This is a genomic window from Nocardia yamanashiensis (assembly GCF_021183565.1).
Taxonomy (GTDB): Bacteria; Actinomycetota; Actinomycetes; order Mycobacteriales; family Mycobacteriaceae; genus Nocardia; species Nocardia yamanashiensis.
Genome location: NZ_CP089226.1, coordinates 7,717,263 through 7,732,065, shown reverse-complemented (window position 1 = coordinate 7,732,065; position 14,803 = coordinate 7,717,263). Strand labels below are relative to the sequence as shown.

At 67.2% G+C, this 14,803-nt stretch carries 15 protein-coding genes and 1 pseudogene; 7 read left to right on the top strand and 9 right to left on the bottom strand.

Annotated elements, in window-relative coordinates; all coding sequences use genetic code 11:
* The first annotated feature begins 10 nt into the window (after positions 1-10).
* The gene (locus LTV02_RS35590) at positions 11-595 is read left to right on the top strand and encodes a TetR/AcrR family transcriptional regulator (protein WP_233035925.1); all 585 of its coding nucleotides are present in this window, start codon (positions 11-13) and stop codon (positions 593-595) included.
* A 57-nt stretch (positions 596-652) separates the two neighbouring features.
* Here LTV02_RS35590 and LTV02_RS35585 read toward each other — a convergent pair whose 3' ends face one another.
* Positions 653-2,056: an MFS transporter gene (locus tag LTV02_RS35585; RefSeq protein WP_233035924.1), complete on the bottom strand. Its 1,404-nt coding sequence runs from the start codon at positions 2,054-2,056 to the stop codon at positions 653-655.
* Between the two features lie 104 nt (positions 2,057-2,160).
* Between LTV02_RS35585 and LTV02_RS35580 the strand changes: the two genes are divergently transcribed.
* Complete coding sequence (locus LTV02_RS35580; RefSeq protein ID WP_233035923.1) at positions 2,161-2,733, top strand: TetR/AcrR family transcriptional regulator; 573 nt, start codon at positions 2,161-2,163, stop codon at positions 2,731-2,733.
* A gap of 34 nt (positions 2,734-2,767) precedes the next feature.
* On the opposite strand, the gene LTV02_RS35575 is transcribed toward LTV02_RS35580, so the two are convergent.
* The 5 genes from LTV02_RS35575 to infC form a co-directional block, all read right to left on the bottom strand.
* Positions 2,768-4,264, bottom strand: a complete 1,497-nt coding sequence (locus tag LTV02_RS35575) for an APC family permease (RefSeq protein ID WP_233035922.1) — start codon at positions 4,262-4,264, stop codon at positions 2,768-2,770.
* A gap of 75 nt (positions 4,265-4,339) precedes the next feature.
* Positions 4,340-5,137, bottom strand: a complete 798-nt coding sequence (locus tag LTV02_RS35570) for a TrmH family RNA methyltransferase (RefSeq protein WP_233035921.1) — start codon at positions 5,135-5,137, stop codon at positions 4,340-4,342.
* Between the two features lie 40 nt (positions 5,138-5,177).
* On the bottom strand, positions 5,178-5,558 hold the full coding sequence (gene rplT / locus LTV02_RS35565; RefSeq protein WP_067719790.1) for a 50S ribosomal protein L20: 381 nt from the start codon (positions 5,556-5,558) through the stop codon (positions 5,178-5,180).
* Between the two features lie 100 nt (positions 5,559-5,658).
* On the bottom strand, positions 5,659-5,853 hold the full coding sequence (gene rpmI / locus LTV02_RS35560) for a 50S ribosomal protein L35 (protein WP_067719787.1): 195 nt from the start codon (positions 5,851-5,853) through the stop codon (positions 5,659-5,661).
* Between the two features lie 66 nt (positions 5,854-5,919).
* Positions 5,920-6,594, bottom strand: coding sequence for a translation initiation factor IF-3 (gene infC, locus LTV02_RS35555; protein ID WP_084535447.1), 675 nt, complete (start codon positions 6,592-6,594; stop codon positions 5,920-5,922).
* Between the two features lie 350 nt (positions 6,595-6,944).
* Here infC and LTV02_RS35550 point away from each other — a divergent pair, with 350 nt between their 5' ends.
* Positions 6,945-7,328: a DUF1844 domain-containing protein gene (locus LTV02_RS35550; protein ID WP_233035920.1), complete on the top strand. Its 384-nt coding sequence runs from the start codon at positions 6,945-6,947 to the stop codon at positions 7,326-7,328.
* Between the two features lie 99 nt (positions 7,329-7,427).
* Positions 7,428-8,888 (top strand): DUF6301 family protein, encoded by a 1,461-nt coding sequence (locus LTV02_RS35545; protein WP_233035919.1) that lies wholly within the window; start codon positions 7,428-7,430, stop codon positions 8,886-8,888.
* Between the two features lie 79 nt (positions 8,889-8,967).
* On the opposite strand, the gene LTV02_RS35540 is transcribed toward LTV02_RS35545, so the two are convergent.
* From LTV02_RS35540 to LTV02_RS35530, 3 genes and pseudogenes are all read right to left on the bottom strand, one after another.
* A complete protein-coding gene (locus tag LTV02_RS35540) occupies positions 8,968-9,594 on the bottom strand; it encodes a TetR/AcrR family transcriptional regulator (RefSeq protein ID WP_233041857.1) in 627 nt (208 codons plus the stop codon).
* Between the two features lie 5 nt (positions 9,595-9,599).
* A complete protein-coding gene (locus LTV02_RS35535) occupies positions 9,600-9,803 on the bottom strand; it encodes a hypothetical protein (protein WP_233041928.1) in 204 nt (67 codons plus the stop codon).
* Positions 9,804-9,852: 49 nt separating this feature from the next.
* A pseudogene (locus LTV02_RS35530) lies at positions 9,853-10,026 on the bottom strand (class I SAM-dependent methyltransferase); the annotation flags it as partial.
* Positions 10,027-10,158: 132 nt separating this feature from the next.
* Between LTV02_RS35530 and LTV02_RS35525 the strand changes: the two are divergent.
* From LTV02_RS35525 to LTV02_RS35515, 3 genes are all read left to right on the top strand, one after another.
* Positions 10,159-11,670 carry a DUF6301 family protein gene (locus LTV02_RS35525; RefSeq protein WP_233035918.1) on the top strand — a complete coding sequence of 504 codons (1,512 nt, stop codon included), beginning with the start codon at positions 10,159-10,161 and terminating at the stop codon, positions 11,668-11,670.
* 382 nt (positions 11,671-12,052) lie between these two features.
* Positions 12,053-12,880, top strand: a complete 828-nt coding sequence (locus LTV02_RS35520) for an LppX_LprAFG lipoprotein (RefSeq protein ID WP_067719776.1) — start codon at positions 12,053-12,055, stop codon at positions 12,878-12,880.
* A 384-nt stretch (positions 12,881-13,264) separates the two neighbouring features.
* A complete protein-coding gene (locus tag LTV02_RS35515; RefSeq protein ID WP_067719774.1) occupies positions 13,265-14,728 on the top strand; it encodes a fatty acid desaturase in 1,464 nt (487 codons plus the stop codon).
* The last annotated feature ends 75 nt before the right edge of the window (positions 14,729-14,803 follow it).

Here is a 14,803-nt window from a genome sequence, read left to right as displayed (position 1 = left end):
GGTGACAACCGTGTCAGACCGCGCCACTCAGATTCTGGAAGCCGCCGTCCGCGTCATCGCCCAGGACGGCGTCCGCGGCCTGCGCATCGACAAGCTCGCCACCGAGGCCGGCGTCTCCACCGCACTGATCTACTACCACTTCAAAGATCGCTCGGGAGTCCTGCACGCCGCCCTCGCCCACGTCAACCACCGCGCCCAGTCCTACACCGACGACGCCTGGATCGATTCCGCCGACCCGCGCACCCAGCTCGAGGCCACACTGCTCGCGGAACTACAGGACCGCGACGACGTCCGCGAAACCTCCATCGCCTGGGGCGAATTGCGCGCCAGCGCGGTATTCAACACCGACCTGCGGGCCCCCCTGACCGCCACCACCGCGTCCTGGAACACCGATATCGCCACCCTCGTTCGCGCCGCCCAGGACACCGGCACCATCCCCGCCGCCGTCGATGCCGCAGCCGCCGCGGAACGGCTCACCGCCCTCATCGAGGGACTCTCCGAGCGCTGGCACAGCGGCTCGCTGTCCCTGGACCGCGCTCGCCACCTGCTGTCGGGCGCGATCACCGCCGAACTGGGCAGCGCACCCGCCCACTGACTTCCGGAAACGCCTGTGCCCCTGCCGATTCCGGCAGGGGCACAGGCGGCGGCGATTTCAGGATTTGCGACCGGGTAGCAGCAGCGAGATGACGGCGCCGACCGCGACGATGGCCGCGCCGACTCCGACGGCGGGGGCCAGGCCGTCCACGTAGCTCTGCGGGGTGAGATACGCACCGTAGGAGGAGAATACGGAGGCCAGCACGGCGATGCCGAGGGCGACGCCGACTTCGCGGATGGTGCTGGTGGTGCCCGAGGCCATGCCCTGGTCGGCGGGTGCGCTGCTGGCCATGACGACGGTGGAGGACGGAGCGAAGGTCAGGCCCATGCCGATGCCGCCCAGGACGAACGGGAGCAGGAAGGCGCTGTAGGAGACGTCCACGCTGGTGATGAGGGACATCCAGCCGAGGGCGATGGCCAGGAACGCCTGACCGATCCCGACCAGGACGCGCGGGCCCACCTTGTCCACGATCAGCCCGGCCAGCGGCGCGACGAACATGGGGGCGAGGGTCCAGGGCAGGGTGCGGATGCCGGATTCCAGCGGGGAGTAACCGCGCACCACCTGGAAGTACTGCGCCAGCAGGAAGATCGAGCCGAAGGCGCCCATGGAGAAGGTCACCATGATGGCGTTGATGACGCTGAACCCGCGGGACTTGAACAGCCGCAGTGGCAGCATGGGTTCGGGGGAACGCCATTCCCAGCCGATGAAGGCGATCAGCAGCACCGCGCCGCCGAGCAGCGCGCCCAGTACGTTCGCCGAGGTCCAGCCGTCGTCGGCGCCGTGGATCACGCCCCACACCACCGCGAGCACGCCGCCCGCCGACAGCACCAGCCCGGGCAGGTCCAAACGCTTCGCCTCGCCGAAGGATTCACCGAGGACGCGGGCCGCGAACGGCACCGCCAGCAGGCCGATGGGCACATTGATCCAGAAGATCCACTGCCAGCTCAGGCCGTCGACGACCGCGCCGCCGACCACCGGGCCGAGCGCCACGCCCAGCCCGGAGATGCCGCCCCAGATGCCGATGGCGGCGCTGCGCAGCTTCTCCGGCACCGCCGCCGACAGCAGCGGTAGCGACAGCGGCATGACCGCCGCCGCACCGAAGCCCTGCACCGCCCTGGCCGCGATGAGCATCCCGGGATCGGTGGCGAGGGCGCAGGCGGCCGAGGCCAGCGTGAAAAGCGTGATGCCGATGAGGAATACGCGCTTGCGGCCGATCCGGTCGCCGAGCGCGGAGGCGGTGAGCATGAGCGCGGCGAAGGACAGCGCGTAGGCGTTCACGAACCATTGCAGGTCCGCCAGCGAGGCACCGAGCTCGGTCTTGATGACCGGCAGCGCATTGGTCACCACGAGGTTGTCGAGGGTGACCATGAACATGGGGATGCCCACGGCGGCCAGGACGGCGGCGAGCGGCCGGCGTCGAGTGTCCGCCGTACGGGGCGTGGAAGTGAGGGTGGTGGTCATACCGGCGATTCCTTTGTTGTTATCGACTGATAACTTATGAATCGAAGAGTATGCATTGACTGATAACATGTCAATACGCGACCACATCGAGGAGGATGAGGGGCATGACCAGAACCCGGATGACCGCCACCGAACGCGGTGAGCAAGTGCTACAGGCCGCCATCACCGCCTTCGCCGAATCTGGTTACGCCGCAACCAAAACCGATGAGATCGCACGCCGGGCCGGGGTATCGCAGCCGTATGTGATCCGGTTGTTCGGCACCAAGCAGCAGCTGTTCCTGGCAGTGCTGGCCCGGGTCTGCGACCGGATCGACGAGTTGTTCCGCGCGGCCGTCGAGGAGCTGCCCGCCGACACCCCGCCCCAGGAACGCCTGCACGCGATGGGCCGCCAGTACAAGGTTTTCCTCGCCGAGCGCGACCTGCCCCGGGTCTTCCTGCAGGGGCTGGCCGCCGCCGGAGTCGATCCGGAGATCGGCCGGGCCATCCGCGCCCGCTTCGGCAATATCTACACCACCGTCCGGGATCTGACCGGCGCCCCGGTCCTGGCGGTGCGCCAGTTCATGGCCACCGGCATGCTGCTCACCGATATGGCGGCCATGGGCGTCACCGACGACGGGGCCGCCGACGCGCCCTGGGCGCAGGAGATACTCGCCGATATCGAAGCCGCCGGCGACTGAAACCGGTTGCGCGCCCGAACCGTTCGGCTCCCACTCAGCGCTGCGCGGGCGCGTCCGCCTCGATGATGTCCTCGGTCGGGGCGGGCAGCTCGCGCGCCAGCACCTCGCCGCGGAAGAACGGCGGCATGATGCGCGCCAGGATCAGATACAGCGGCACACCGAGCAGCAGCGTCCCCACGCCGAGCACGAAAATGGCGCTGAACCACGAGGTGACCGCCGTCCAGCCCGCCGCGAACAGCAGCGCGAATCCGCCCAGCGCGGGCAGGATCCCCTTCATCACCAAAGCCCTACGGTCCGTGGCGAATCGGTCCCGGTACAGCCAGGCGCAGCTGACGCCGGTGAGCCCGTAGTACACGCCGATCGAGATGCCGATCGCCGTGACCGCTTCCGCGATCAACCGGCCGCCGGACGCGAAATTGAGTGCCACGTACAGCACGATCGACACCCCGCCGAACACGATGGTGGAGAAGGCGGGCGTCCGGTACTTCGGATCGATCTCGCCGAACCGCTTGGGCAGCGCGTGATGCACGGCCATCGAGTAGGTGGTGCGCGCGGTCGGCAGGATCGTGGTCTGGGTGGAGGCCGCCGCCGAGGTCAGCACCATCAGGAACAGCAGATGCACCGCGATCGACCCGAGGGTGCTGTCCCCGAACACCGCCTGCCCCAGCGCGCCCAGCACATCGTCCACATGATCGGGATTGGCCAGCCCCAGCCCCTCGGTGCCCGCGCCCGCGAACGCCTGCGCCGCCACCGTGACCACCAGGTACAGCGCGACCAGCGTGATGGTCGACAGCACCGCCGACCGCCCCGGCGTATGCCGCGGATCCACCGTCTCCTGGTTCACCGAGACCGCCGAATCCCAGCCCCAGTAGATGAACACCATCAGCAGCAGCGCGTTGACGAAGCTCGAAAACGACCCGATGGCAAAGGGATCGAACCAATCCCAGCTGAACGCGGACGCCGTGGCCGCGGCATGCCCGATGGCCACCCGCACCAGCGCCACGATCGAGAACACCACCAGCATCCCGAACTCGACCGCCAGCAGCACGCTCTGCAAGCGCGCCGACACGTCGATGCCGAACACCGCCACCGCGGTCATCACCACCAGGTAGACGATCCCGAGCAGCAGCACCCAGATGCTCGTCGCATCCGAGCCGATGCCGTCGGCCCCCACCAGATGGAAGGTGTACTGCGAGCTGATCTGCGCCAGGGACGCCATCACCAGCAGATCGGAGACGACGATCGCCCATCCGGCCATCCATCCGGTGAACGGCCCGAACGCCCGGGTCGCCCATACGAACGTGGTGCCCGGATCCGGCTCGACCGCATTGAGATCCCGATACCCGATGGCCACCAGCAACATCGGGACGAATGCCAGCACCACGATGATCGGCGCCTGCAACCCGACGGCCGCGACGACGAGACCGAGGGTGGCGGTAATGCTGTACGCGGGACCTGCCGATGCCACCCCGATCACCACGCTGGATGCCAGGGAGAGCGCACCGGACCGCAGAGTGCTGGGCGATGTCACCGGCTAAGAGTACGGGCTACCTGCCAGCACACTAAATCGCGCCGTACCTGCCGCGACGGCGCCGCCGCGCGGCGATCACTTCGCGTGCTGGACGCGGGAACTGGCGTACAGGCAGATGGACGCGGCGGCGGCCAGATTGAGGCTTTCGGCGCGACCGTGAATGGGGATGCGGATGCGATGGGTGGCGCGCGCGGCGACGGCGCGGTCCAGGCCGTGCGCCTCGTTGCCGAAGAGCCAGGCGACCGGTCCGGCGAGGATCTCGTCGGCTTCGTCGAGGTTCACCTCGCCGCGGGCGGTGGTGGCCAGGATGGCGATACCGGCCGCCTCCAGGGCGTCGAGGGTGGCGTCGATACCGCGGGCCCGGGCCACCGGAATGTGGAAAAGGCTTCCGGCACAGGCGCGTACGGTCTTGCCATTGTGCGGATCGACCGAATCACCGGCCAGCACAACGGCATCCGCGCCGACCGCGTCGGCCACGCGGATCAGGGTGCCGGCATTGCCGGGATCGGCGATCGCGACGGGCACGGCGAGCATGCGCGGGGACGCCTCCAGCACCGAAGTCAGCGGCACGTCCACCAGGCGGCAGACGGCGACCAGGCCGGGCGGGGTCACGGTCTCCCCCAGCATCTCCGCGGCGCGATTGCTCACCAGCGTGGTGCGCACCCCTTGCGCGGCGGCACCGGCGACCAGTTCGTGCTCGCGTTCGGCGGCCTTCATCGAATAGAAGAGCTCTTCGATACGGCCCGTCTCCAAGGCGGATTCGACCGAGTTCGCGCCCTCGGCCAGGAAGAACCCGGTCTTCCGGCGCTGCGGCCCGCGATGGAGTTTGACAGCGGAAACGACCCGCGGATTGCGCTCGGAGAGCGCTTCCACGGGTCGTTCCGAATGATGTTGTGTCGTCACGCAGACCGAATCAGGCGGCCGGGGCGTTGACGTCGGCCGGCAGCGCGGCCTTGGCGACCGCGACCAGGGCGGCGAACGCCTCGGCGTCGGACACGGCGAGCTCGGCGAGGATCTTGCGGTCCACCTCGACACCCGCGGCCTGCAGGCCCTGGATGAAGCGGTTGTAGGTCATGTCGTTCAGACGCGCGGCGGCGTTGATACGAGTGATCCACAGCTTGCGGAAGTCACCCTTGCGCGCGCGACGGTCGCGGTAGGCGTAGGTGAGCGAGTGCAGCTGCTGTTCCTTGGCCTTGCGGTACAGGCGCGACCGCTGACCGCGGTAGCCCTTGGAGGCCTCGAGAACGGAACGGCGCTTCTTCTGAGCGTTGACGGCCCTTTTGACGCGTGCCACTTTTCAGTCCTTGATCGATAGGCGGGCGCGGCGGTTGCGCCCGGAGTTGGTCGTTTTATGCGTTCCGCTGACGGATCGCTTGCGGCTTGCTCAGCCGTATTTACTTGGCGAGCAGCTTCTTGACGCGAGCGACGTCGGCCTTCGCGACGACCTCCGTGCCGTCCAGACGACGAGTCCGGGTGGAGGGCTTGTGCTCGAGCAGGTGGCGACGGTTGGCCTGCTGACGCAGCAGCTTGCCGCTGCCCGACACCTTGAATCGCTTCGAGGCGCCGCTGTGGCTCTTCATCTTCGGCATGGAATCCTCAGTTCTGTCGTGCCGGAGGCAGGGGTCACCCCCTGACCTCCGGTGTGCTGTTCGTTATTACTGCTGCGGGGTGGCCGCCGGAACCTCGGCAGCCGGGGCGTCGGCCGGAGCTTCCGCCGCCGGCGCATTGCTGCGCGGGGCCGAGCTGGCGTCGTTCTGCGCCTTCACCCGCGTCTTCGCGCCCTTGTGGGGAGCGAGGACCATGGTCATGTTCCGGCCGTCCTGCTTGGCCGAAGTTTCGACGAAACCGAGATCGGCGACGTCGGAGGCCAGCCGCTGCAAGAGGCGGAAACCCAGTTCCGGACGCGACTGCTCACGGCCGCGGAACATGATGGTGACCTTGACCTTCGAACCGGCTTCGAGGAAGCGAACGACGTTGCGCTTCTTGGTCTCGTAGTCGTGGTCGTCGATCTTCGGCCGGAGCTTCTGCTCCTTGATCACGGTCTGCACTTGGTTCTTCCGGGACTCACGCGCCTTCTGCGCGGTCTCGTACTTGAACTTGCCGTAATCCATGATCTTGCATACCGGCGGGCGCGCGTCCGGTGCGACCTCGACGAGGTCGAGGTCCGCCTCCATGGCGACGCGTAGTGCATCTTCAACACGCACGATCCCAACCTGCTCGCCGCCCGGTCCGATGAGGCGGACCTCGGGTACGCGGATGCGATCGTTGATGCGGGTCTCAGTGCTGATGGGGCCTCCTAGGTCAAGCGGTTCGTCAACGACCGCAAGCAATAACTCAACCCCAATTTCAACACGAAAGCCCCGGGTTGGTATTTCTCCAACACGGGGCCCGAGTCGACCGATCGCGGACGCAAACCACTCGCGTCACGTCCCGAGCAGGAAAAACCCGCACGAGAAACCCATCCGGTAAAAGATGGGCGACCGGACCGTCGAACCTGGTGCTGTTGCGGTGCAAAGCGATCGGTTGACGGTGGGAGTCGGGCTCCACTTAATGCCCCGATTAGGTCGCAGGAACCGGTCCGGGGCGGTCGTCGCAGGTCAGTCTAACACCCACCTCGCGATCCTCCGAATCGCCCACCCGCGCGACCAGCGACTACCCGGTCGGTGCCATGCTCTACCTCATGAGTGAGGCAGCAGTGAACGAGGAGCTGGCCAATACTACCGAGCACCTCATCGAGGGCGAGGTCGTGCGCGAGCTGGCCGAGATCCCCGCCGTCGAGGTCATCAGCCGCGCCTGCGTGATGCTGATGAGCTCCGCCGCCGAGAAGCTCGGCCTCGGCGAACCCGACCCGTCGGCCAGCCCGCACCTGGACCTCGACGAGGCCCGCCGCGTGATCACCGCGCTGGCCGGTCTGGTCACCGCCTCCGTCGAATACCTGGGCCCGCACGCCGGACCCATCCGGGATGGCCTGCAGTCCCTGCAGCGCGCCTTCCGTGAGGCCTCGGAGTACCCCGACGCGCCGGGTTCGGGCCCGGGCGAGAAGTACACCGGCCCCGTGTACTGAGCCGCTCCGCGAACTTCCGGCCCGGCGCGATCGAATACCGATCGCGCCGGGCCGTTTTCGTGCCCTCACCTGTCCGAACCGGCTGCTAACGTCGCGACTGTGAGCGAGACAGTGGGGGCCGGGCTTGCCGACGTGGTGCGGTTCGCCTGCACGGCGGCGGGGTTCGAGGCGGCGTGGACGCGCGCGGATCTCCGCGAGTTCCTGGGGCAGCTGGGCTGGCCGGAGCCCGAGGAGCAATGGGGCGGCCGGATGCTGAAGGTCCGGGCGCCGGAGAGCGTCCCGCCGATCGAGGGGAACGCGTACTTCTTCGACGAGAACGCGCTGTCGGATCTGACGCTCGAGATTCTCCGATCCGACGACGCCGCGGCTTCCGCGCGTACCGCGTCGGAGTTGAGCGCCGGCGTCAGCGCCCGCCTGGGGGCTCCCGAGGAGCCCGCCGAGGGTGAGCACGGGCCATCGTGGGTGAGCGAGTTCGCGGCGATCACCTTGCAGCACAATGATTCCGGCGTGTATCTGACGGTGCGGCCGCGCGCCGGGTTCGACCGGGCCCGGCGGGAGCGGGCCGACGCCGCGGCCGGATACGCGCGGTTGAGCGACTGGTCGCCGCTGGTCGAGGCGATATCGCTGCTGGTGCAAGCGGTTCCCGGCGCCTGGACGAGTGCCGAGATGACAGAGCTGGCGGAATCGGTCGGGTGGGGTGCACCGGCGGTGAACCGAGCCGGTGACATTCGAACCGACCTGACGACGCCGGACGCATCGGCGCGTCTGCTCGCCGATCGCGCCCAGCGGCCGCTGACCGGATCCGGATCCGGATCCGGATCAGGTGAGTTCATGCGCATCGAGGTGAGCCAGTCCCTCGCGCCCGCGGTGATCGACGCGGCGTACCGTGCGGCGCTGGCCGAATGCGTACGGCTGCTGGGCGCGCCCCCGCTGGTCGGCGGACCGCACGCGTTCGCCCGGTGGCGCGGCCCCGAAGCGATCTTCACGCTCTCGCGCGAGCTCGCACAACCGGCTCGTCTCCGATTCGAAGTACAGCCGACCGAGGCCACCGAGCAAGAGGCGTATCTGAACCAGAAGTGGAGCGAGGACTGGATTCCCGACGCCTGCTGGAGCGTCGTCCCGGATCGCGAGGACGAATCGCTGCGGGCCGCCATGGACTTCGAATGGCCGGGCGCGGAACGTCAGGTCACCGACTGGTCGGACTTCGAGTACTTCCTGAAGACCCTCTTCCACTCGATGGCGGCCGACATGCCGCAACTACATCCGTATGCCGGCTGCGTGGTCTGGAGCCTGGGCACCGGCCGCGCGGCGGACGGCTGGCTCGCCCAAGGCTGGTTCCGGGATACCGACTGCCGCCTGGAATTCCAGGAACCCGAGGGCCTGCCCTGCATGCTCGACTTCCCGCCCGGCGCCGAATCCGGCGACCGCATCGCCGCGGCGGTCCTGGCAACCCTGCACGGCCACGGCATCACCACCCCCGATCAACTGTGGTGCCACGCGTTCGCCGCCGGCCAACCCCAGCACCTGTGGAGCCTCCGAACCGGCCTGCGCCACAGGTGAGTTCATCCGCCCGGCGCTTCCGCACCCCGCCGAGCCACGACAACCGGCATCCAGCATCTGGCCATCCGGAAATACGGAATCAGGTGTCGCGCTGGGCGATTCCGGTGAGCAGGGTGGCGATGATCGCGTCGATGTCGAGTTGGCGGGGTGGGTGGGGGCGGGCACCGGAGAGGAGTGTGGTGAGGACCTGGTCGTGGCAGATGCCTACCAGGATGGCGGCGGCCGCGTCGATATCCGCTGCGGGCGCGATCCTGCCGAGTTCCTGTTCGGTGCTGAGGTAGCGGGTCAGGTGGGCACGCCAATCGCTGTCGCGGGCTTCGGATTCGGCGAAGCGGGTCAGGACCGCCGGGGTGGCGAGCAGGCCGGCGAAGACGGGGAGGACGGCGCGATGGAGGGCCAGGCCGGCGCGGAGATAGGTGCGGAGGTTCTGTTCGACGGTGGCCGTGCCGGGGGATGGGAGATCGCCGAGGGCGGCGTGGGCGGCGACAACGTGGGCGGTCACCGCGGCGGTGAGGAGGTCGTCCTTGTCCGCGAAGTGGTTGTAGAGGACGCCGTCGGCGACGCCGGCCGCGCGGGCGATGGCGCGGACGGTGAGACCGGCCGCGCCCTGCTCGGCGATGAGGCGTTGCGCGGTGGTGACGAGGTGGGCGCGGAGTCCGTGTTCGTCCGCGCTGTCGCGCAACGCCGCTGCCTTTCTCGGGGACATGCGGATCACGGTAGTGGGGTGGCGGCCGTGACCAGATAGGCGGTGCCGCGCAGGCGGACGCCGGTGGGGGTGGCGAAGGGGCGCAGGGCATTCGAGACGGCGGTACGGACCCGGTCGTCGGTGGCGAAACCGGACAGCATGCGGTGGTAGCGCAGCGGGCCCCAGGCCGTGATGAATTCGGTGGCGTCGGGGATGTCCGGCATGGTCACGAAAGGCCAGGCGGCCGCCGGGGCGCAGGGCGCGCGCGATATTGGCGAAGGCCGAGACCGGATCGGCGAAGAACATGATGCCGAAACGGCTCAGCGCGGCATCGAATCCGGCGCCCGGGAACGGAAAGACCTGCGCGTCACCCCGTTCGAAGCGGACATTGCCGACGCCTTCCTCGAGTGCCAGCTCCCCCGCGCGGGCGAGCATCGGCCCGGACAGATCCACACCCGTCGCGGATCCGCCCGCTGCCCGCCGCGCCGCCAGCCGAGTCAATTGCGACGGTCAATACCTATGCACCGACCGATTCCGGATGTCGGTGGCGGGCACTAGCGTTCACCACCGAGCGCAAGGAGAACTGTGGGGAAGCGGAAGCGGGTCGACCTGCCCGGCGCGGTGGCTGTTGCCGAGACGGCCGCGCATTTCGACTGGACCTGGCACACGGCGGATGTCGCGCGCTTCGCCGAGCGGATCGGCTGGAGCGCACCAGTTTCCGGCTATCCCGGCAACGTGCTCTCGATGCGGCTCGGGCCGGAGGGCGCCTACGTGGCCCAGGCAGCCTTCGACCCGGACAGCGAAACCCTCGAGCGGATCCTCGTCGATATGGGACAGTACGGGAAGCACGCCGATCGTTCCGCACTGCTGGACACCTTCGATGATTTGGCAGCCGCCTTGCGGCTCATCCTCGACAGACCGACCGAGGCCGGTCCCGGCACGCTTCATCCGCGCTGGCCGCTGCCGTCGGTCACCGTGGGTCTGAGCTTCAGCCGCGGCGCCGTGCTACTGCACTTGGAAAGACCGCTCGGTCGCATGCCCGCAACTCCGGAATCGACATTCGAGCAGTTGCTCAAAGACCGAATCGACTGGTCTCCGTTCCTGGCTGCGATTCCACTGCTGACCGAGACCGATCCCGGATACTGGTCCCGAGCAGATGTCACCCGCGTGGTCGGCGCGGCGGGCTGGCCGGTCGAAGCCAGGGAACTGACCGACCATCGGGGCGCTCGACGCAATCAGGCCATTGTCGAGGCCGAATCCAGATCGGACGAGGCGCTCATCTCCTTGCGCGCCGAGGGCACGCTCCACCTGACCGCGGTACAGCGCTTCGGCTTCGGCGATTTCGACCGCTTGATCCTCGCCCAGCCATTGGCCGCCACCGTCGGCGATTCGGCATACGCGGAGGCATTGACCGAATGCGTTCGCCTGCTCGGCATCCCGACACTGGTCGGCGGTCCCGATGCGTGGGCGAGCTGGCGGCGCCCGGACGTGACGTTCAAGCTGTCCCGACTACTCGAGAGCGGACACCCGGAGCTGACTCTCGAAATGACACCAACGAAGCCCGTTGAAGCGCAGCGCCATTGGGAGATCGAGCAAGGGCGCGACGACGAGTACGACGACCGTCCGTGGGACCGGACCCGATCCTGGGTGATCACCCCGGGCGATTTGGACCCGGAACTGCCCGAATCCGTATCCGCGGACCACTTCCCGGAGCCCATGGCCCGCAGCTGGGCCCGGCTGGACGATCTGCTGTATCCGCTGTTCGAATCCCTGGCCGCGGATCTACCCGTCCTGCAACCCTTCGCGAACACCGTGGTCTGGATGATCAGCCGCCGGAAGGATCCGGACAGCCGGATCGTGCAGGGCTGGTTCGGTCCGGCCGGGTGCGGCGTCGAGGTGCTCGATGACGAGGGCGAGTGGCAGGTGACCGAGTACGAGCCGACGGCGGCGGCCGGGGCGCGGATCGCGCACGCCACGCATACCGCGCTGCGGGCGAGCGGGGTGAAGCGGCCCGGAAAGCTCCGCTGCGAGGCCTGGAGCCTGCTGGCGCCGCAGGAGCTCCGGACTTTCGAGACCGGATTGGTGCGCGGAAAATGAGCGGCTTGTTAGCGAGAAAGTTGCGGGATGGTAATGAGAGTTCACAAATAAGTTAATCTAGGCGGAACCCTTCTGCCGAAGATCGATTGCCATTCGGATGCCATCGGAACACTCCCCGGATGCTGTGCGCCCGAACACCTTCGACACGCCCGTCCACGCCCGGCGCGCAGCCGATGTTGTTAATGAGTTGCCCGACGCGCCCGATCCAGGAAACGTAATGCCGTGCGAGACCGCGGGTTCGGGTTTCGGCGCATTGCACGACGGTGCTGCGCGGATGCCGGAATATCGGGCGATCTACGCGTGCACGTACGAAGTACTGCATACTACGACGGGCAGCGGCCGCTGCCCGTACGAACATGATCTGACTCTTCGGGGGTTGTAGATGAATGACGTGATATCTCAAGGAAACACTTCGACCGGTCGACGGCTGCGCCGTCGCGGTGCCGCCGCCGTCCTCGCCGCGGGCCTGCTCGTCGGGTTCGTCGCGGGTTGCTCGTCCGATGACGACAAGGGCGGCTCCACCTCTTCCTCGGTGGCCGCCAATACGCCGCTGCCCGAGGGCGCGCAGATCGTCCAGGAATCGGCTCGCACCACGCAGACCCTGCAGGCGGTGCACCTGGCCCTGACCGCCAAGGACCTGTCGACCCTCCCTGTGAAGAGCGTCAAGGCCGATGTCACCAACCAGCCGCAGGGCGCCGGGCAGGCGATCGGCGAGGCCGAGGTGAAGCTGAAGCCGGAGGCCGAGTACACCTCCACCAAGTTCCTGGTCGTGGACAAGACCCTGTACGCCGGCGACGGCTCGGCGTACTCCAAGGTCGGTCCGGCCGAACAGGTTTACGATCCGGGCATCATCCTGGACAAGGACAAGGGCCTGGCGAACGTGATCGCCAAGATCCAGAACCCGAAGACCGAGGCCCGCGAGAAGGTCAACGGCGTGGACGCGGTGAAGGTCTCCGGCACCATCGACGCCTCGGTCATCGACCCGGTCGTGCCGAAGCTCGGCGACGGCGGCGGCACCCTGCCGATCACCGTCTGGATCAAGGACGTCGCCCCGCCGTCGGGCACCGCGACCACCCTGCCGTCGACCGCCGCGTCGCCCGGCACCGGCCCGAACCTGGTGCAGGCCGTCATCAAGAAGGACAACGGCACCGTCACCGTGACCCTGTCCGACTGGGGCAAGCCGGTCACCGTGACCAAGCCCGGCAGCTGATCAGCGCACCAGGCTAGGCCGGAGCTCGTCGAATAGTGCGGAGCCGATCCGGGCGGAGCGGAGCGGCGGCAGCCACTGTCGCCCCCGCTTGACCGGATCGGCTTTCGTTTTTCGGACAAAGCGTGACTCGGACCCGCATGCTTAGGGGTCCAATGTGTTGGAAGCCAGCGTGTTTCGGCCGCCGTCGAAACACTTTGCCCGGGGGTTCACGATGAAGTCGTCATCACCTGTACGACGCGCTGTGAGCAGGCAGGTCCGTCACCACGACGGATGCCCGGACTGACGCCGCTGGTGGTTTAAGAGATTGTTCAGTGAAATGCAAGGTGGGGCAACGACTATACAGTCGGAACGCTCGAACTGTGTAAGTGCGTGTGGAGGAACATCATGACGACGGACGAACGGCCGGAGGTGGAGGAGCGGGATTTCCAGCGCCCGCCTCTCGACGGCCCGCCGCCGCTCACCAACGTGTGGGTCTACAACGGCAAAGCCTACGACCTCAACGACTGGATTTCCAAGCATCCCGGCGGCGAGTTCTTCATCGGCCGCACCAAGAACCGTGACATCACTTCGATCATCGGTTCTTACCACAAGAATCCGGAAGCCATCGGCCGGATGATCGAGCGGTACGCGCTGAATCGTGATGCGCTGCCCGAAGATATCCATCCCAAGGCCAACGCTCCCGACTTCCTTTTCAACGAGGGTTTCGACTCCTGGCGCGACACCCCCAAGTACAACTTCGGCAACAAGGAAGACCTGCTGCACAAGGTGAAGGCCCGGCTCAAGGAGCCGGAGCTGGCCGCCCGCATCAAGCGGATGGACACCTACTTCAACATCACGGTCGCGATCCTGGCGGTGCTGTACTTCGCGGTGCAGGGCCTGCGGCTGTTCGAGCGCGACTGGATGCCGTTGCCGGTCTTCGTGATCGCGATGGTGCTGCTGCGCTCCTCGCTGGCCGGCTTCGGCCACTACGCGATCCATCGAGCCCAGAAGGGCTGGAACAAGATCTGCGTCAACGCGTTCGACTTGAACTATGTCGCTTTGTCTTTCGTGACCGCGGACGGGCACGCGCTGCTGCATCACCCGCACACGCAGAGCGAAGTCGACATCAAGAAGAACGTCTTCACCATGATGGTGCGGATCCCCCGGTTGTTCCGGATCCCGATCCACACCGCGCACAAGTTCGGTCACACCATGACCGGCATGATCATGCGTCTGCTGGATGTCTGCCGGCTCACCCGCAAGGTGGGCGTGAAGGACATGTACGGCACCTGGAAGGGCGCGCTGCCGCACTTCATCGGTTCCTTCGGCGTGCGCTTCCTGCTGGTGGGCGAGTTCGTGCTGTTCCTGGTGATGGGCGATATCTGGGCCTGGGTGCTGCAGTTCGTGATCAGCCTGTGGATCTCCACCTTCCTGGTCGTGGCTTCGCACGACTTCGAGATGGATACCGAGGAAATCGAAACGAATACCGAGGACTGGGGTATCAACCAGTTGGAGCAGGCGTACGACCTGAAGGTGGTCGGCAACCGCTACGTCGACTGCTTCCTGTCGGCCGGCCTGAGCTCGCACCGCGCTCATCACGTCTTGCCTTATCAGAGAAGCGGTTTCGCCAATATCGCCAGCGAGGACGTGGTCCGCGAGGAGGCCGCGAAGTTCGGTGTCGAGTGGCTGCCCGCGAAGAGTTTCTTCACCGACCGGCTGCCCAAGCAGGTCAAGGTCTACCTCCTGGCTCCTTCCGACGATGCGAAGGAACGGAACTGGGGCTTCATGCGAGAGCATTTCTCGCCGCTTGCTCTGAAGACTTGCGTCGTCTACACGGTGCAGGGCTTCACGGGGATCGGAACGGTCTAAACACCGGGCCGGAAGGATCGGGGTGCGGTCAACATGCGCCGACCGCACCAAGATCGAATTTCTATTGCACTGAAA